19 protein-coding genes are annotated in these 17,652 nt (G+C 65.0%); 12 read left to right on the forward strand and 7 right to left on the reverse strand.

Annotated features, from left to right (window positions below):
- The first annotated feature begins 67 nt into the window (after positions 1-67).
- The 3 genes from NFH97_RS10235 to NFH97_RS10245 all read left to right on the forward strand — a co-directional run bounded on the left by NFH97_RS10235 (position 68) and on the right by NFH97_RS10245 (position 1,904).
- Positions 68-616, forward strand: coding sequence for an outer membrane beta-barrel protein (locus NFH97_RS10235; RefSeq protein ID WP_052704403.1), 549 nt, complete (start codon positions 68-70; stop codon positions 614-616).
- 275 nt (positions 617-891) lie between these two features.
- A complete protein-coding gene (locus tag NFH97_RS10240; protein WP_222516381.1) occupies positions 892-1,263 on the forward strand; it encodes a hypothetical protein in 372 nt (123 codons plus the stop codon).
- Positions 1,264-1,319: 56 nt separating this feature from the next.
- The gene (locus NFH97_RS10245; protein ID WP_108448671.1) at positions 1,320-1,904 is read left to right on the forward strand and encodes a DUF4202 domain-containing protein; all 585 of its coding nucleotides are present in this window, start codon (positions 1,320-1,322) and stop codon (positions 1,902-1,904) included.
- 279 nt (positions 1,905-2,183) lie between these two features.
- On the opposite strand, the gene NFH97_RS10250 is transcribed toward NFH97_RS10245, so the two are convergent.
- From NFH97_RS10250 to NFH97_RS10275, 6 genes are all read right to left on the reverse strand, one after another.
- Complete coding sequence (locus NFH97_RS10250; protein WP_108132150.1) at positions 2,184-2,408, reverse strand: hypothetical protein; 225 nt, start codon at positions 2,406-2,408, stop codon at positions 2,184-2,186.
- A 238-nt stretch (positions 2,409-2,646) separates the two neighbouring features.
- Positions 2,647-4,128 (reverse strand): dihydropyrimidinase, encoded by a 1,482-nt coding sequence (hydA, locus tag NFH97_RS10255; protein WP_222568738.1) that lies wholly within the window; start codon positions 4,126-4,128, stop codon positions 2,647-2,649.
- 44 nt (positions 4,129-4,172) lie between these two features.
- Positions 4,173-5,474, reverse strand: a complete 1,302-nt coding sequence (locus tag NFH97_RS10260; protein WP_108132151.1) for a TRAP transporter large permease — start codon at positions 5,472-5,474, stop codon at positions 4,173-4,175.
- Entirely contained in the window at positions 5,471-6,199 is a 729-nt protein-coding gene (locus NFH97_RS10265) for a TRAP transporter small permease subunit (RefSeq protein ID WP_222516384.1), read from the reverse strand. The genes NFH97_RS10260 and NFH97_RS10265 overlap by 4 nt, the downstream gene beginning before the upstream one ends.
- Before the next feature lie 74 nt (positions 6,200-6,273).
- Entirely contained in the window at positions 6,274-7,347 is a 1,074-nt protein-coding gene (locus NFH97_RS10270; RefSeq protein ID WP_108132153.1) for a TRAP transporter substrate-binding protein, read from the reverse strand.
- A gap of 76 nt (positions 7,348-7,423) precedes the next feature.
- Positions 7,424-8,158 carry a maleate cis-trans isomerase family protein gene (locus NFH97_RS10275; RefSeq protein ID WP_349624781.1) on the reverse strand — a complete coding sequence of 245 codons (735 nt, stop codon included), beginning with the start codon at positions 8,156-8,158 and terminating at the stop codon, positions 7,424-7,426.
- Positions 8,159-8,594: 436 nt separating this feature from the next.
- Here NFH97_RS10275 and NFH97_RS10280 point away from each other — a divergent pair, with 436 nt between their 5' ends.
- The 8 genes from NFH97_RS10280 (at position 8,595) to NFH97_RS10315 (ending at position 15,958) form a co-directional block, all read left to right on the forward strand.
- Entirely contained in the window at positions 8,595-9,302 is a 708-nt protein-coding gene (locus tag NFH97_RS10280) for a GntR family transcriptional regulator (protein ID WP_162816426.1), read from the forward strand.
- 451 nt (positions 9,303-9,753) lie between these two features.
- The gene (locus NFH97_RS10285) at positions 9,754-10,749 is read left to right on the forward strand and encodes a TRAP transporter substrate-binding protein (RefSeq protein WP_052704323.1); all 996 of its coding nucleotides are present in this window, start codon (positions 9,754-9,756) and stop codon (positions 10,747-10,749) included.
- Positions 10,746-11,321, forward strand: coding sequence for a TRAP transporter small permease (locus NFH97_RS10290; RefSeq protein ID WP_349624782.1), 576 nt, complete (start codon positions 10,746-10,748; stop codon positions 11,319-11,321). Before NFH97_RS10285 ends, NFH97_RS10290 begins: the two co-directional genes overlap by 4 nt.
- The gene (locus tag NFH97_RS10295; RefSeq protein ID WP_108132155.1) at positions 11,318-12,598 is read left to right on the forward strand and encodes a TRAP transporter large permease; all 1,281 of its coding nucleotides are present in this window, start codon (positions 11,318-11,320) and stop codon (positions 12,596-12,598) included. The genes NFH97_RS10290 and NFH97_RS10295 overlap by 4 nt, the downstream gene beginning before the upstream one ends.
- A gap of 126 nt (positions 12,599-12,724) precedes the next feature.
- Complete coding sequence (locus tag NFH97_RS10300; RefSeq protein ID WP_349624783.1) at positions 12,725-13,468, forward strand: aspartate/glutamate racemase family protein; 744 nt, start codon at positions 12,725-12,727, stop codon at positions 13,466-13,468.
- A gap of 61 nt (positions 13,469-13,529) precedes the next feature.
- Complete coding sequence (locus NFH97_RS10305; RefSeq protein WP_349624784.1) at positions 13,530-14,729, forward strand: serine hydrolase domain-containing protein; 1,200 nt, start codon at positions 13,530-13,532, stop codon at positions 14,727-14,729.
- Positions 14,730-14,802: 73 nt separating this feature from the next.
- Positions 14,803-15,525 carry a GntR family transcriptional regulator gene (locus NFH97_RS10310; RefSeq protein WP_108132156.1) on the forward strand — a complete coding sequence of 241 codons (723 nt, stop codon included), beginning with the start codon at positions 14,803-14,805 and terminating at the stop codon, positions 15,523-15,525.
- A gap of 154 nt (positions 15,526-15,679) precedes the next feature.
- A complete protein-coding gene (locus NFH97_RS10315; protein WP_045992400.1) occupies positions 15,680-15,958 on the forward strand; it encodes a hypothetical protein in 279 nt (92 codons plus the stop codon).
- On the opposite strand, the gene NFH97_RS10320 is transcribed toward NFH97_RS10315, so the two are convergent.
- On the reverse strand, positions 15,929-17,095 hold the full coding sequence (locus NFH97_RS10320) for a C45 family autoproteolytic acyltransferase/hydrolase (RefSeq protein ID WP_349624785.1): 1,167 nt from the start codon (positions 17,093-17,095) through the stop codon (positions 15,929-15,931). The genes NFH97_RS10315 and NFH97_RS10320 overlap by 30 nt on opposite strands.
- Positions 17,096-17,369: 274 nt before the next feature.
- Between NFH97_RS10320 and NFH97_RS10325 the strand changes: the two genes are divergently transcribed.
- The gene (locus tag NFH97_RS10325) at positions 17,370-17,603 is read left to right on the forward strand and encodes a hypothetical protein (RefSeq protein ID WP_045992398.1); all 234 of its coding nucleotides are present in this window, start codon (positions 17,370-17,372) and stop codon (positions 17,601-17,603) included.
- The last annotated feature ends 49 nt before the right edge of the window (positions 17,604-17,652 follow it).

Raw genomic sequence — 17,652 nt, forward strand, 5'->3', positions numbered from 1 at the left:
ACTGAAATAAAGTGTCAGGTGTGCCTGGTCTCGCACAACAGGACAACGTTTCTACGGAGTTTTCAGGATGTCACGGATATTGCGGCGGATGGCGCTGGTCGGGGCGGCCCTTGGGCTGGCCCTGCTGACGTCGACCCACTGCGTGGCGGGCGGCAGTACCGGCTTGTACGTCGGTGTCGGCGCCGGCCAGATGCAGGGCGATGACGACTTTGACGACGAGGCGTCGGCGGCCAAGGTCTTTGCCGGCTACAACTTCGGCTGGCTGCCCTTCCTCGATCTGGGGGCGGAGCTGTCCTACCTCAACGGCGGTGAGCTCGACGGTGAGGTCGACGGCACCTCGGCACGGCTCGAGGTGGAGAGCCTGCAGGCCATGGGTATCGCCGGCTTCAGCTTTGGCCCCTTCGGCGTCTACGGCAAGGCCGGCATGGCGGACTGGGACGCCGACCGCAGCGGCAATGGCCTGAACAAGGACTATTCCGGCACCGACCCGGTATTCGGGCTGGGCGCCCGGGTGCAGCTGTTCGATGTGACCGGGCGTCTGGAGGTCGAGCGCATCGATGCCGACGAGATCGGGCACGTCGATAGCCTGACCGGCAGCGTGGTCTATACCTTCTAGCCGGGCTGATGCGACTCAGGTACCGGTTTCCATCAGGTGCGTTCTACTCCGCAGGGCCGACGCAAAAGCGTCGGCCCTGCGCTGTTTTGGCGTCACGTATCGGCCGTTGGTACTAGTCGATTGACGATTTTTCGTCGGTTCAGAGGACGGATTGCGCAAAACGTGATGTAGATCATGCTGATTGTGTTGTAAGTGATTACGCACACAAAGGTCAGTCAAAGGGGGTAGGGGAGGAGCAGTATAGAGTATGAATATCTTCCTGCTCGGTGCTCCCCATGCTCACGCTGCCCCACCGGTTCCCACAGCTGCCCGCCCTGTCGACGGAACCTCGCCGCATTTGTCGATGGATGGCGCTTCTCGTGCTGGCCCTGCTGGCGCTGGTCAGCTTGGTGCCCCATGGCGTGCCCGTCGACCTGGCGATCTGGGCCGGGGTACTCAATGCCATGCTGTTGCCGAGCATGGATCTGGTGCTGGGCGTATTGCTCGAGGGGCTTCGCCCGCTGCTGACCTCCCTTGAGCGTCCATGGACGCGCCTCCTGCTTGTCGTCTTGGTTGCCGCCGCGATGTGGTGCTTCGCCATCTTTCTGCTGCCGCTGGCGCTGGCCTGCCGTCATCTGCGCGGCCATGGAACGGCGCAAGACTACTGAGATGGCCGTCAGACCGTTACCATGATGGCAACGCATCGACGCCATCGAGGAATCCCATGACGACAACGCCCTTCGACCAGGCCCAGGCAAGGCTCGACGCCCTGCATGCCGAGGACCCTCGCCGCGTGGAGGTGGGCGGGGCGTCACAGCCCCAGGAGCTGTGGCACGCCGGGCGCATGAGCGCCTGGCTCGAGCGTCTCGATCCCGACGCAGCGGAGCTGGTGCAGCTTGCCGTGCACAACCAGCACCTGAAGCGCTGGGAGGTGCCGCGCAGTGACTATGAAGAGGGCCGCATCGGATATTTGACCTGGCGACGTGACCAGGGCAAGCGCGCCGGCCAACTGGCGGCGGAGGTGATGCGGGCCTGCGGCTACAGCGACGCCGACGCCGACGAGGTGGCGCGGATGATCCGCAAGCAGGGACTGGGGCGCGACCCCGGCACCCAGGCGGTGGAAGACTGCGCCTGCCTGGTGTTCCTCGAGAACTACTTCGCCGACTTCTCGCGTCAGGTCGATCACGACCACCTGATCCGCATCGTCCAGATGACCTGGAAGAAGATGTCCCCCGCCGCCCACCAGCTCGCATTGGGCCTGCCCATGAGCGACGAGGCCCGCGCCATCGTCGAGGAAGCGCTGGGATAGCCGTAGTCCCTCTGCGGCGCGAGCCCTGATCCGGCTTGGCCAACCGCCTGCCGGGGGCGCACAGTGACTGATCGAGGCTAAAGTACCTTGGCAATACGTCAAACCGTTACATTGGCCACAGGTTGTGGCCGATGTCGGTTGATATCACCAAAATCAAGGGGTGTCGGTCGAGTTACGGATGCCTGCGCAGGTCCTGAAGGCGCATGATCAGCATGCCGACCAGATAGACCAGTGCAGGCGACAGGCCGATGGCGGCGCCAAGCAGGAGTTCGTTGAGTGTCATGCCTTACCCTCCTCTGTCGCGTCCTCATTGGCTCGAAGGGAGCCTAGCCGGTACGCGATCAGCGCCATCAGCAGCATGCCAAGCCCAATGGCGACCAGGGAAGTGGCCATCTGGGCCCTGGGGTTGATCAGGGCGCCAATGGTAGAGCCAATGATGACCCCTGTGGTGACCTTTTCAGATGCCTCCAGCAGTGCCTTCTCCCGATGATGTCTGACATTCATTGTAGCTCCATGGGGTCCTAGTCTCCACGAGGGGCCGTCGGCCCGCAGGAGTCGCCTGAGGACGCAAGCGCCGAGCACAACATGGTTGAGCGTAGCAGCCATGGTGCCAGTCCTCAGGTTCTCTGCTGGATGTTGCCTAGACACCATCTCTCCTAATCGGCCACAAACATCACATCAGGCGGTTTGTAGCCGATTCTTGCCTTGTCTAACCATCGATCGTCGATTTTTTGTATGAAGCCTAGAACCCCTTGGCCTGCCCTCTGGGCCTCGCCGGGGTGGGCTTGTCGCAGCGCAGGAACTGGCCGTCACCGGCTTGGCCGCAGGGCTTGCCGTCGCGGGCGACCACCTGGCCTCGGCACAGCGCCATGACTACCCGCCCGGTCAGCTCCAGGCCCTCGTAGGGGGTGTAGTCCACCGCGTGGTGCAGGTCGTCGTTGCGCACCGTGACCCGGGCCTCGGGGTCCCATAGGGTCAGGTCGGCGTCGCTGCCCACGGCGATGGTGCCCTTGCGCGGATAAAGGCCGTAGATCTTGGCCGGGTTGGTGGCGGTCAGCGCGACGAAGCGGGTGGCGTCGATGCGCTGCTTGACCACGCCCTCCGAGAACAGGATCGCCAGGCGCGTCTCGAGCCCCGGAATACCGTTGGGGATGCAGGAAAAACTCGCCTCCTCGCCATGCAGCTTCTTGCCCTTGTCGTCCTCGTAGCGGAAGGGCGCATGGTCCGACGAGAACACCTGGAAAACACCGCTTTCCAGCGCCTCCCACACCGCCTGCTGGGCCGCTGGGTCCCGGGGCGGTGGGCTGCACACGCACTTGGCGCCTTCGAAGCCGTCCTGGTCCAGGTCATCGGCGGTCAGCATCAGGTACTGGGGGCAGGTCTCGCCGTAGACCCGCAGGCCACAGCTCTGGGCCCAGCGGATCTGCTCGATCGCCTGGGGGCCGGAAACGTGGACGATCAGCAGCGGTACGTCGATCAGCTCGGCCAGCGAGATCGCACGGTGGGTGGCCTCGCGTTCGGCGATGGAGGAGTGGGCCTCGGCGTGGTAGCGCGGGGCGGTGTGGCCCTGGGCTTCCAGCAGTTCGGTCAGGTAGGCGATGCAGTCGGCGTTTTCGGCGTGGACCATCACCATGGCGCCCTCGCGGCGGGCCAGCGCCAGCACCTCGAGCACCTCGCGGTCGTTGAGCTTCAGGTCGTCGTAGGTCAGGTAGATCTTGAACGAGCTGTAACCCTCCTCGATCAGCGCCGGCAGCTCCTCGCGCAGCACCGTCTCGTTGGGGTCGGTGACGATCATGTGAAAGGCGTAGTCGATCATCGCCTTGCCGTCGCTCTCGTGGTGGTAGTCCTCCACCGCTGCGCGCAGCGACTGTCCCTTGAACTGGGCCGCGAAGGGAATCACCGTGGTGGTGCCACCGGCCGCCGCCGAGCGGGTACCGCTGGCGAAGTCATCTGCCATCACCGCGCCGTCACCCAGCGGCTGGGCCAGGTGGCAGTGGGCGTCGATGCCGCCGGGCATCACCCACAGGCCGCTGGCGTCGATGGTCTCGCCGACTGGGGCTGCACCCTCGGCGAGTCCTTCGCCGAGGGCGACGATACGCCCGTCGCGAATGCCGATATCGGCGACAAAGCGGTCGGCGGCGGTGATCACGGTGGCGTTGGTGATCAGAGTATCGAGGCGTTGCATCTTGCTCTCCAGAGACCGGCTCGCGCCGGAGTTATTCATTGTTGTTCAGGTGCTTGGTGCCAAGGCGTGGCGGATATCGCCGATCATCCCATCACCCCCGGCAGCCACAGCACGATGGCCGGCCATGCGGTGATCAGGGCGACGAAGGCGAGCATCACCGCGAGGAAGGGCAGGCTGCCGATCATCACGTCGACGATCGAGCCGCGTCCGCGCACCCCCTGCACCACGTAGAGGTTCATGCCGATGGGCGGGGTGATCAACGAGATCTCCATCATGATCACCAGAAATACGCCGAACCACACCGGATCGAAGCCGAACTGCACCACCATGGGCACCACGATGGGTACGGTGGCGATCATCATCGACAGGGTCTCGAGAAAGCAGCCCAGCACCAGGTAGAACACCACCAGTGCCAAGATCAGCCCCAGCGGCGACAGTCCCAGTTCCGAGACCCACTGGGTCAGGGCGAAGGGGATGCCGAGGATGCCGACGATATAGTTGAGAAAGAACGCCGCAGAGATGATCAGCATGATCATGGCGGTGGTGCGTGCCATGGACAGAAAGCACTCGTGAAGCATGGCGATGGTCAGCTTGCGGTTGAGCGCCGCGAGCAGTAGTGCTGCCACCACCCCCAGGGCGGCGGCCTCGGTGGGGGTCGCCCAGCCGCTGTAGATGCTGCCGATGACGATGGCGAAGACGAACGCCGGTGGCAGCAGATCGACCAGCGAGCGCAGACGTTGGGCCAGCGGCACCCGCGGCTCGCGCTCGCCGGCGACCCCGGGGCGCAGCAGGCTCATGCCCATGATGACCAGCATGAAGGTGGCCGCCAGGGCAAGCCCGGGTACGATACCGGCGATAAACAGGGCGCCGATGGAGGTGTTGGTGATCGCCCCGTAGATGATCATGTTGATGCTGGGCGGAATCAGGATGCCGAGCGTCGCCCCGGCGGCCAGGGTGCCCAGCGCCAGGCGCTCGCTGTAGCCGCGCTCGGCGAAGGCCGGCAGGGCCACGGTGCCGATGGTGGCGGCGGTGGCCACCGACGAGCCGGACATGGCGGCGAACACCGATGAGGCGCCGATGTTGGTGTGCAGCAGACCGCCCGGCAGGCGGTTGAGCCACACCGACAGCGCCGAGTACATGCGCTCGGTGATGCCGGCCCGCAGCAGCAGCTCGCCGAGCAGGATAAACAGCGGAATGGCGGTCAGGATGAAGTCGTTGAGGGTGCCCCACAACAGGTCGCCGAAGGAGAACAGCAGCGGGGTACCCAGGTAGAGCATGGCGCCGAGGGCGGCGGTGGTGAAGATGGCCACCGCCACATGGATGCCCAGCGCCATCATGGAAATCATCAGGCCAAAGCCCAGCAGTACCTCGGTGACGGAGATCATGGTGTCTTCTCCCGGCCGGCTATCTGGCCATCCGCCGAATGGCCAGGCGAGCCACTCTTCGCGCCAACATAGTGGCGACGCGCTTCGTCGAGCTCGTCATCGGCGCTGAGCGGGTCGCAGCCGGCGTTGAGCGCGCCGATCTGGCCGCGCGTTAGCTGGACTCCGGCCCGGACGGCGGCTCGCAGGGTGACGATGGCGAACACCGAAAGCCCGATCAGCCACAGCGACTGGGGGATCCACAGCGGGGTCTGCAGTGGGGTGCTGGCCAGGCTGGAGAATTCCAGGGTCTCGCCCAGGGTCGCGCCCGCCCGCCACAGCATAAACAGCGAAAACACGCACAACAGCACCAGCGCCACCAGGTTGAGCAGGGCGCGCAGCCGGGGCGGCAGTCGCGTCAGCAGGACGTCGACCCGGGTATGGGCGCGCTGGGTCAGGGCGAAGGCGAAGCTGAAGGCGACACCGATAGCCAGCACATAGCCACCGATCTCGTCGACCCCCTGCAGCGAGAAGGCGAAGAACTTGCGCGCCAGCACCTCGAAGGTGATCAGCGCAGACAGCAACAGCGCGCCGTAGCCGGCGGCCAGAGCGGCACCGCGGGACAGACGGGCAAGTCCCCGGTCGAGCCGGGAGTCCGGTGATACAGCCATCGATGCGGCAGCGGATGCAGCGCCGGGCGATCTGGCGTCGGGTGGCGAATGCGCACCGGAGGGACGGGAATCGGACATCGGGATGCTCCTGGGGACGGGGCCGCCGCATGGGCGGCCCCTGGTCGTGGGCGACAGGGTCGATCAGCCGCCGCTCAGGGCGCGCTGGCGCTCAGGCCGGTGACCTCGCCGACGCTTGCGTTCCACAGCGCGGTGCACTCGGGGTAGCGGGCGTCGCAGGTCTCCGCCCACACCGGCAGCACCGCCTCGGAGGTGATCTGTTCGATGCGCGCGCGGGAGTCCTCGTCGATGTCCACCAGGGTCATGTCGTAGGCGGTGTGGTTCTCGCAGCTCGGCTGACCGGTATTGCAGGCGATGGCATCGTCGTTGACGGTGTAGGCCAGGTCCCACATCTGGTCCTCGAGGCGGGCGAAGGCCTCGCTCAGCGACGCCTGCTGCTCGGCGTCGAAGCCGTTCCAGGTGTCCAGGTTCATGAAGTGGCCCTGCACCGAGTAGGACAACGGCAGCGGTACGAAGTGATCGGTCACTTCCGGCCACTTTCCGTTGCTGCCGGCCGACGGTGCGGTCACTCCGCAGTCGGCGACGCCGCGCTGCAGCGCCAGGTAGACCTCGCTGAACTGTAGCGTCACCGGCACCGCGCCGAGTCCTTCCACCAGCCGTGACATCGACGGCGTGAACACCCGCACCTTCTTGCCAGCCAGGTCGTCGGCACCGTTGATGTCACCGTTGCAGAACATCATCTGCGGGCCGAATGGCCACAGCGTCATCAGCTTGGCGTTGAAGCGTTCCTGCAGGCGGGCGTCGAAGTCGGCGCGGAAGGCGTCCACCGCCTCGCGCTGCTGGTCCAGGTCGGCGGTGACCCCGGCCAGGTCGATGCCCTCGAAGAACGGCTCGTCGCGGGAGGCCATGCCGATCTGCACCGACATCACGTCGAAGGCACCGGAGCGTATGTTGCGCAGGGCGTCCGCGGCTTCCACGCCGATGGCGTCCATCGGGTTGTAGCTCACCGCCAGGTCGTCACGGGCATCGAGCTCGGCGAAGAAGGGCCGCTCCACGTTGTCCACGTGAAGCTTGTTGCCGGAGAAATTGCCGGCCACTCGCAGCAGGGTTTCGGCCTGGGCCTGGCTGGTGGCCACCAGCAGGGGGGCGGCGATCAGGGCGCCGAGGGTAAGCCGGCGGGTCGCCGTCACGAGGGTGGGAGTCGTCATGGGAGAACCTCATCTTGTTGTTGGTGGTTGTTGCAGGTGCTGATGTTGCTGTTGCTGTCGAGAGGGGCAGGGGGTGTCAGCCGAGCCGAGGGTCGTGAAACAGCTGGCCCCAGCCGTTGATGGCGCTGGGGTCCTGGCCTGCCAGCAGCAGGCTCTTCCACACGGTGACGCTGACCGAGTCGTAGATGGGGATGCCGAGCTCTCGCTCCAGCTCCTCGACGATGCCGGCCCCGCGCAGGTTGGTGCATAGGATGGTGATCGCCTCCGGCTCTGCTCGGGCGACCTCGCGGACCATCTCGGCCAGGGTCTGCTCATCGTATTCGGAGAACGAGAAGTTGCCGCGGTCGTTGAGGTGACGCTCGGCCACCACCTCGACTCCTTCACGCCGGTAGTTATCGACGATGGCGGCCTGGATGTCGTCAAGGTATGGGGTGACCAGCCCTAGACGCTTGACCCCGGTGCGCTCGAGCACCTCGTTGAGCGCCAGCACGCTGCTGGTCGCCGGTATGCCGGTGGCTTCGGTGATGGCGGCGCACAGGCGGCGGTCGGCGTCGAACCCGAGCCAGCTCGAGGAGGTGCCATTCCAGGCGATCACGTCCATGCGGGCATCGCTGAGCAGGCGGGCGGCGTCAAGCTGTGGTGCGGGGTCGAACTGGGCCAGGGCCGCCTCGCTCAGCGAGATTTCCTTGACCGTGAAGCGCTGAAAGTGGGCACTGACCGCTGGCATGAGGTCTCGCAGGATGGCGCTGGTGTAGGGCTCCAGCACGGTGTTCGACGAGGGGGTCAGCATTCCGAGAAGGGTGCGTTGCATGGGCGTGGCGATCCTGTGCAAGGTCGTGTTGTTGTTGTGTGGGGCGTGCCCCGGAGGCGGATCGGCGGTGGCCGGTCTTGCCTGTGGCGCGCTACACTGAATCTTGAAAGAAATTCGGAATTCCAAATTTCTACGACCTTTTCAGCATTGCATAACGTCGAGTTTTTGCAAGTACACTGCATCAATCGCCATGACATCTTGCTGTGAAGGCGGCAGTGAACACCTGGCGACCGTCGTGGAATCCGCGCCTTGGGATCTTCGATGGAGTGTGGAAACAACTTTGATTTCAGCGCTTTGTTGAGTGCTGGCGGTCGACGGTCGGCGTGCTGAGCACTGGGTGCCCGCTCCAGGGCGCTGTGGGCTGAAGCGACGCCCCAGTCCTCCGCAAGCAGCCAGCATGAGCACCCAGGAGCACCGAGGAGCAAAAGGAGCCGCCATGAACGAGTCCCTGGATCAGGACGTGCTGTCATCGCCTCGCCCGGCGCCGCTCAAGCGCTCGAGCCTTTATGAGGCGGTGGCCGAGCGCCTGCGCGAAATGGTACTGGAAGGAGAGCTGGCCCCCGGCAGCCGGATCGCGGAAAAACCGCTGTGCGAGGCCTTTGGGGTGTCGCCGACGCCACTGCGCCAGGCGCTCAAGGTGCTGGCCAGCGAAGGCCTGGTCGAGATGCTGCCCCATCGTGGGGCCCGGGTGACCAGGGTGGATCGTGACGAGGTACGTGATCTGTTCGAGGTCATGGCGGCACTGGAGTCGCTGGCGGGCAACCTGCTGGCGGTGCGCGCCTCTGATGCCGACATCGCCGAGATCCGCCGACTCCATGACGAGATGATGGGCTATTTCGCGGACAATCAGCGCAAGCGCTACTTTGCCCTCAATCAACGCATTCACCAGCGTCTGGCGGACCTGTCCGGCAATCGGGTGCTGAAGGACCTGGAGCAATCGCTGACGTTGCGTATTACCCGGGCGCGCTACATGGCCAACCTGGACGCCAGCCGCTGGGAGGAGTCCGCTCGCGAGCACAGCTACTTCGTCGAGGCGCTTGAGGCGCGGGACGCCCAGGCGCTGTCCGAGGCCCTGAGCCTGCATATGCGCAAGACCGGCCAGGCCGTGCTGCAGGGGCTGCCCGACAACGCTGGCGACGACTGACCGCGAGCGTTGCCTGGCGCGGGGCCGCAGGTACACGCCGCGCCGCTCCCCCGAACCTTTTCTCCCGAACGCTTTCTCCCAAACCTTTGCCCTCGAGCCCCTTTTCCCAGGGCTCTTTTCCCTTCGAGCCTCCCCTCAAGCCCTGCACCAAGGGGCTTGGGCCCACTGCTCCTTGCTACCGGACACTCCCCGCCGTGCACGGCTTGCCACCCATGGTTCGCCACCCACGGCTCGGCGCCCGGAAGATCTCCTGCCGCATGGCCTCCGCATGTCATAAGTCGCTTCTTGCTGGATTTTAAAACAACAACTATATGATAAATAGAGTGTTTAAAAAAAATAGTATTCAAGATTTGGAATTCTTGAGTGTGTTCGACTAAGGTCAAAGCAGGTGGGCTCGCTTGAGCGTTCCATCACCGATTCCTTACCCAATACCAACAACAAGGATTGCGACATGACGACTCCCTCCCGTCTTTCCCTGCTGGGTGCCGGCGCGCTGGCCCTGGGTCTTTGCACACCGCTGCTGGCCCAGGCAGAAGACCTGCGCTTTGGCGGCAACTTCACCGATGATCACTCCAGCAGTCGCGCCATGGCGCGCTTCGCCGAGACCCTGGCGGAGCAGAGCGATGGCGATCTGACCGCCCAGCTGTTCCCCAACATGCAGCTTGGCGGTGCCGGCGAGAATCTCGATCAGGTCAGTTCCGGCGCCATCATGGGCAGCTGGATCGGCATCTCCTACCTGTCGCGTACCGTGCCGGAACTCGAGGCGCTGAGCCTGCCGTTCGCCTTCGACAGCCGCGAGGACGCCTTTGCGCTGATCGACGGCGAGGTCGGCGAGCTGCTCGACGAGAAACTGGCCGAGGCCGGGTTCGTGGCGCTGGGCTACATGGAACTCGGCTTCCGCCACGTCACCAACGCCGAGCGGCCGCTTGAGTCGATCGAGGACTTTCAGGACCTGAAGATCCGCCTGCAGCCCAACCAGACCCACCTGGACACCTTCCGCGCCATCGGTGCCAATCCGGTGTCGATGGACATCAAGGAGGTCTACGGTGCGCTGCAGCAGGGGGTGCTCGATGGCCAGGAGAACCCCTACAGCATCATCGAGACCAAGCGTCTGGACGAGGTGCAGCCGTACCTGTCCGATACCGGACACTTCTACGACTACATCGTGGTGGTCGCCAATCGCGACAAGTTCGAGGACCTGAGCGACGACCAGCGTGCCACCCTGATGGCGGCCATGGACGAGGCGGTGGCCTGGCAGCGTGAGACCGCGGCGGCCGAGGATACCCAGGCCCGCGATACCCTGATCGAGCGCGGCATGCAGTTCACTCCGATCAGCGACGAGACCCGCGCGGCCCTGCGCGAGGCCAGCCAGAGCGTAGTGGATGATCTGCGCGAAAAGCTCGGCGCTGAGCTGGTCGACAAGGTGCTCGAGGAGCTGGGGGCATGACACGGGCCTGGCAACGCCTGGAGGCCCACGCGGGCCATCCGGTTCGGCGCCATTTCCTGCATCTGCTGGCGTGGCTGGACCGTGCCTCCTACTACGCCATCCTGCTGGCCATGGGCCTGATGACGGTGCTGGTGTGCGCCCAGGTGGTGGCACGCTACCTGCTCGGCACCAGCATCGACTCCGCCGATGAGCTGTCCCGGTTGTGCTTTGTATGGGCGATCTTTCTGGCCATTCCCCACGGTATCAAGAGTGGCATCCACGTCGGTATCGATGCCCTTGTCAGCCACTTGCCCGCCGGCGCCCAGCGCCGGCTGGCCCAGCTGATGGCGGCGTTGGGGGTGGTACTGATGGTGATCCTGGGGGTGGTGGGAGCCGGTGCGGTGATCGACAAGTGGCCGCAGCTGATGCCAACCATGCCGATCACCGCGGCGGTGTTCTATATCGCGGTGCTGATCTCGGCGATCCACTGTGCGCTGCACCTGATTGCCCAGTGCCTGGAGCTTGAGCCGCTGCCTTCCGCCCCGGCTGGACCCGACTCAGGCCATGACCGCGGTGAGGAGGTGCGCCCATGACCCTGGCGATTATTCTGAGCTTTGCGGTACTGGCGCTTCTGCGTATGCCGCTGGCCTTTGCCCTGGGCCTTGCCTCGCTGGTGGGGCTGGTCGTCGGCGGCATGGACCTGGCGGTGCTGCCACAGCGCATGATGCACTCGGTGGACAGCTTTCCGCTGATGGCGATTCCGTTGTTCATGCTGGCCGGCGAGTTGATGGTGGCGGCAGGGATTCTTCAGCGCCTGGTCGATTTCGCCAACTCGTTGATCGGCCGCGTCCACGGTGGGCTCGCCCACGTGGCGATCGTCGCCGGCATGGTGCTGGCGGCGGTCAGCGGGGCGGCGGTGGCCAGTGCCAGCGCCCTGGGCAGTTCGCTGGTGCCGTCCATGCGTCAGCAGTACGACACCGGCTACAGCAGCGCGGTGGTTGCCTCGGCGGCCAACCTGGGGGCGATCATCCCGCCCAGCAACGCGATGATCGTCTATGCCTTGATGGCCGGCTCCAGCGTCTCGGTAGGCGGGCTGTTCATGGCGGGTATCGTGCCGGGACTGGTGCTGGCGCTGGGCTTCATGGGCCTGGCCAGCTTCCTGTCGATGCGCCGTGGCTATCCGCTGGCAGGCGGAGTCATCGGGCTGCGCCACGTGCTGGTGCAGACCTGGCGGGCGCTGCCCATTCTGCTGATGCCGATCGTCGTGGTCGGCGGCATCGTCGCTGGTGCTTTCACCCCGACAGAGGGGGCCGGCATCGCCGTGCTCTACGCGCTGGTGATCGGCTTTTTCGTCACCCGCCAGCTACGCCTGTCGCACCTGCCGCGGGCGATGTTCAACGCTGCGGTCACCGCCGCCATGGTGGGGGCACTGATCGCCTTCGCCTCGACCATGACCTTTGCCTTCACCATCGATCTGGTGCCGATGCGTCTGACCAGCGCCCTGCAGGGGCTGACCAGCGACCCGCTGATGTTCCTGCTGCTGGTGATGGGGCTGTTGATCCTGGTCGGCATGTTCGTCGAGTCCAACGCCGCCTACATCATGCTGGTGCCTCTGCTGGCGCCGATCGCGCTGTCCTACGGCATCGATCCGCTGCTGTTCGGCTTTCTGTTCGTGATGAACCTGGTGGTGGGCATGATGACGCCGCCGGTGGGGGTGCTGCTGTTCGTGATGTGCGGCATCTCCAATATCAGCCTGAACGAGCTGATGAAGAGCGCCTGGCCCTTCATCGTCTTTCAGTACGTGGTGCTGGTGGCGTGTATCGCCTTCCCCTCGCTGGTCACCTGGCTGCCGCGGGCACTGGGGTACTGAATGATCGAGGTACTGAATGATCGAGGTACTGGCGACTGAAGTACGGCATCGACCGAACGACAAGCTACGAAAGGGCCGAGGTTTCGCATTCGGCGCCTCGGACCGGCCCACCACAAAGAGACTGCCATGAAGCTTCTGGTCATCAATCCCAATATTTCAGACGACGTCAGCGCGCTGATCGAGCGTGAAGCACAGGCAAGCCTGCGCCCCGGCAGCGAACTGAGCGTCGCCACCGCGCCCTTCGGTGTGGCCTATATCGAGACCCGCGCCGAGGCGCTGATCGGCGGCTATGCGACCCTGGGTCTCGCCGCCGAGCGCTACCCCGGCCACGACGCCGTGGTGGTGGCCGCCTTCGGCGATCCCGGTCTGCCCGCGTTGCGCGAGGCCCTGCCGATCCCGGTGGTGGGGCTGACCGAAGCGGCGCTGATGAGCGCCTGTCAGTACGGCGGGCGTTTCTCGATTATCGCCATCTCCCAGCGGATCCAGGCCTGGTACCGCGAAACCGTGGACAGCTACGGCCTGGGCTCGCGGCTGGCCAGCATCCGCGCCCTGGACGAACCCCTTGCGGCCATCGGTAGCGTGCAGCAGGACCAGGGCGGGCGCCTGATCGAGCTGGCCGAACAGGCGGTCAGAGAGGATGGCGCCGACGTGCTGATCTTGGCCGGGGCCCCGCTGGCGGGGTTGGCCCGCCAGGTCGCCGCCGAGCTGCCGGTGCCGGCGCTGGACGGCGTGACCTGCGCCATCACCCAGGCCCAGGCGCTGGTCGATCTCGGTCGCGCCAAGGCCACCGTCGGCAGCTACGCCGCGCCCCCCGACAAGCCGCACAAGGGCCTGAGCAGGGAGCTGGCAACGCTGATCGGCCGGCGCTGACCCTCCGCCACTGTCACCCTGGCAGGCATCACCACAACAAGTACAACAACGAGGTATCACCATGCACCTTCAATTTCCTGCATCTGTTTCCAGATTTGCCCACGGTCGTCGTTCCCTCACAGGACTCGTCGCCGCCACCCTGCTGTGCGGTTCACTCGGTGCCACTGCGAACGCCAGTGACCTGCCAAGTGCCGCACCCAGCGAAGTGGGAGTGGATGCGGCCCCGCTGAGCGAGCTGTCGTCGTGGCTCGACGCCCAGGGCTACGACGTGCGCAGCCTGATGGTGGTCAAGGACGGCCAGGTCATCATGGAACGCTATACCCAGGATCTCGGCAGGCAGCACAACTATGAGCTCTACTCGGTGACCAAGACGGTGACCGCGCTGCTGGCGGGTCTGCTGATCGAGGAGGGCAAGATCACCCTGGACGCCAGGGTGGCCGATGTCATCGCTACCCTGCGCCCCGATCTGGCCGAGCGTGTCGCCGACAAGGAGGAGGTCACTCTGGCGCACCTGCTGTCGATGTCCTCTGGGCTTGCTTATGACTTCGATCCGGAAGGTGACCCCATCTACTACGGGGCTGAGGATCGCCTGGCGTTGATCGCCGACACCCCGGTTGCGTGGGAACCCGGCAGCGCTTTCGACTACACCGACGTCAATCCGGTATTCGCCGCCGCCATGCTCGAGGCCGCTGCCGGTGAGCCTCTTGCCGAATACGCCGAGCGACGGCTGTTCGAGCCCCTTGGTATGGAGAACGCGAGCTGGCAGCGAGCCGATGACAAGGGACTGGTGTCGGCAGGCTGGGGGTTGAGGCTCAGATCCATGGATCTGGCCAAGCTGGGCCAATTGCTGATCGACCAGGGGCGCTTTGATGGCGAGCAGATCGTGCCTGAGGGCTGGATCGCACAGATGACGACTCCTCGCGCCGCGCGAGACTTTGGCTACTACCTGTGGCTTGGCCATATCGTCGATACCACGCCGAGCTTCGACATGATGGGATTCAAGGGCCAGTTCGTGACGGCGCTGCCAGAGCGTGACGCTGTGGTCGTGATGACCGCGATGCTGCCGATCGACGGTGGGCTGCGCCATTCGAAGAACGTGCGCATCTTCCGTAACGTGGTCAATGACTATGTGTTGCCGGCGCTGGACGGTGAAGGCTCCGCCGAAGCCGACGCAGCACTCGAGGACGAGGTAGCGGCGCGTGCCTCGAGTACCCCGACGCCGGGTGTGTTCGTCGACCCGACCGACGAACCGCAGTCCTGAAGGGGATGTCGGGCCCGGGGCAGGCGATATACTCTGGGCCCTTCTCTCCTTCAATTTTCCAGGGTCCATGCCCATGACGTCGACAACCGACGACGCCACCGTCGCTTCACCCTCCGATAGAGGCGCGCGTCAGCGAGCGCCTCACCGCCGCCGTATCCAGGCGCCGTCCCTGGCCGATGAAGCCTACGACTTGCTCAAGGGGCTGATCGTCCACGGTGAGTTGGCCCCGGGGGAGCGTCTGCTGGAGCCGGCTCTGTGTCGGCGTCTGGGCATCTCGCGCACCCCCCTGCGCGATGCCTTGAACCAGCTGGCGGGTGAAGGCCTGGTGACCCTGCGGCGCAATCGCAACGCCCTGGTCACCCTGCTTGATGGTGACGAACTGCGTCATCTGTTCGAGGTCGAGGCCGGGCTCGAGGCCATGGCGGTGGAACTGGCGGCCGGGCGCATGACAGAGACCGAGCTCAAGCGGCTGGCCTCACTGCAGACTCGCCTGGAAAAGCAGCACGCCAAGGGCGATCGCGACGGCTACTTCGCCACCAATACCCGTATCCACGCGCTGCTGGTCGAGGCGGCGCGCAATCCGGTGCTGGTGGAAACCCACCAGCGCCTGCTGGGTCGGTTGGAGCGGGCGCGTTATCTGGCGCTGAATCGCCTCGGCCGCTGGCAGGAGTCCACCGATGAGCATCGCGCCATCCTCGATGCCTTGATCGCCAGGGACGCCGACCTTGCCCGCCGCCACATGCACGAACACGTCATGCACACCGGTGTCGCCATCAGCGCCTTGCTGACACGCTGAGTCTTGCGACAGACATGGCGACGGTCGCCTGCTTCTTCTGGTCGCTGAACAGCGATGATCAGGACGAGCCTTGACAGGCCACCCAAACACGACCATATTTCAAACGTTAATGATTCTCATTGTTTTGGGCTATCAGCGTCTGCAGGAGGTCGTCATGTCCTATCGCATCAAGACCGCGCTTCACGGAGCCAACCCGACCCTCGAGATCTTCGACGTCAGCTCGGGCTCCATGCGCATGGCGTGGGAGTATCCGAAGGAGGTGGGCAGTGAAGAGAAGGATCCCGAGCTTGCCTCGCTGCGCCGAGAGGAGGCGATCCACGAGCTGTTTCGGCGGCTGTTTCTGCTGACCACCGAGCAGTACCTGAAAGGCGAACTCGGCAGGGACGGAAGCGAGGCGTCAGGGTCACACGGCGGTGGGCACAAGGCGCATTGAATGGGTGGTCTGGCAGGGCTTGCCGTGGCGTAGCCACAGCACCTTGTCGGTCAGGTCCATGACCACGCTGAACAGCGTTTCCATCCGCTCGGCTTCAGCGACGCTCGGGTCGAAGTGGCGACACAGGCTGTCCTCGCCGGGGGTATGATCACCGAGCAGGTCGAATAGCCGCTCGGCGTCGAGGGTGGCGCTCTCGTTGGGGGCTGTGCTCGCTGTACCCCGTTCTGTCCCCCTCTCATCCGCACCCGAGTCATCCATACCCAGACCGTCGAGCAGTTGCTCGACCAGCGCGTCGAGGCGACTCAGGCGGGACCAGGAGTCCGGCTTGGGGAAGTCCTCGACCCAGTGGGTGGCGGTGTCACTGACCAGGTGATTGGTATGGGTGACGACCCCGCGAGCCGGGGTGATGGTTCCCGGTTGCCCGGGGTGAACCTCGAGCCCTTCTGCCTGGCCGCTGCCGTCGGCCAGCAGGAAGTGGGCGGGCGCACAGACACCGTCGTGGGCGATTTGCCGGGCGGCGTCGAGGGTCTCGCACTCGAGCATGGCGCGCAGGGCGATATGGATCGGCAGTCCCTCGCCACAGGTCGCCGAGCGGATGGCATTGAGTCCGACTCCCACACCATTGGCGTTGAGCCCTATCTTGCCGACCATGCCGGCCTCGCCCACGCTGATCAACGGCGGTGCGCCGGGAGCCTGGATCTCGAGGATCACCAGATGGTCGAGTTGGTCGGCGCGCCAGTCCCAGTTCTGGGCGAGCCACTGGCGGCCGGCGTGATAGAGCGAAAAGGCCGAGCAGCCACCGCCGGCGCGGGTCAGCGACACCTCGCTGCGACAGTTGAGGGTAAGCACGTCGGCCAGATCACCGCCGATGCCCTGGGCGATGCCGTCTAGCTCCTCGAGAATGGCCGGGTAGCGCCGCTCGATCATCGGCAGGAAGCGTTCGGCGTCGCGTCGCGCCTCGTGCCAGTGCAGGCCCGCCAGGTCATGAAACAGTCGGTCGTAGACGTCGATGCTGGCAAGGATCGCCTCACGGTGCTGACTGCCGTGGGCACGACCGATGTCGAGGCGGCTGCCGGAGAGCCTGGTGGGTGTCAACGACGAGCAGGAGGGGGTGGGAGAGGACGTGGAGGGGGTCATGAAGTGCTCCCTGCGATCGAAGCGGCTGGCGCCGGGTCGCTGACATGGGTGGATATCCCATCAGCGTAGCAGTTCTGCGCTTGGCATGGCGTCGTAGAGGTGGCAATCGAGGTGTCTTGGATGAATTTTAATATATTGATATCGTTCAGTTTTTACACGATTCGCTACCCTTCTCGACAATTCCTGGCGAGACTCCCACAGAGCGTTTCACTTTATTAGTCTGCGAAGTTGTATGCTGCCAGAGAGCCTTACCGGCCATCTCAGGAGACACAACATGAAGACCAGAAACGCGCTGCTCGTATTGGCCCTCTTGGCCCTGCCGTTGTCCGCTCAGGCAGGTGTTGTCGACGGCAAGATTGCCAAGCTGGCTGAGCCGCTGGCCCCTGCAGAAGGGCCCTGCGCCAATCATCACACCACTTACTGCGCGGCTGAACACGCTGGTGCCACGCAGGATGCCGACTTCGACGCCCGCGAGACGGCAAGCCAGGAGCAACAGGGCCACAGCTGAAAGCGATGATGCTGGCGGAACCCTGAACGACGATGCCCCGGCCAACTGG

The sequence above is a fragment of the Halomonas sp. SCS19 genome, assembly GCF_040147015.1.
Taxonomy (GTDB): Bacteria; Pseudomonadota; Gammaproteobacteria; order Pseudomonadales; family Halomonadaceae; genus Halomonas; species Halomonas litopenaei.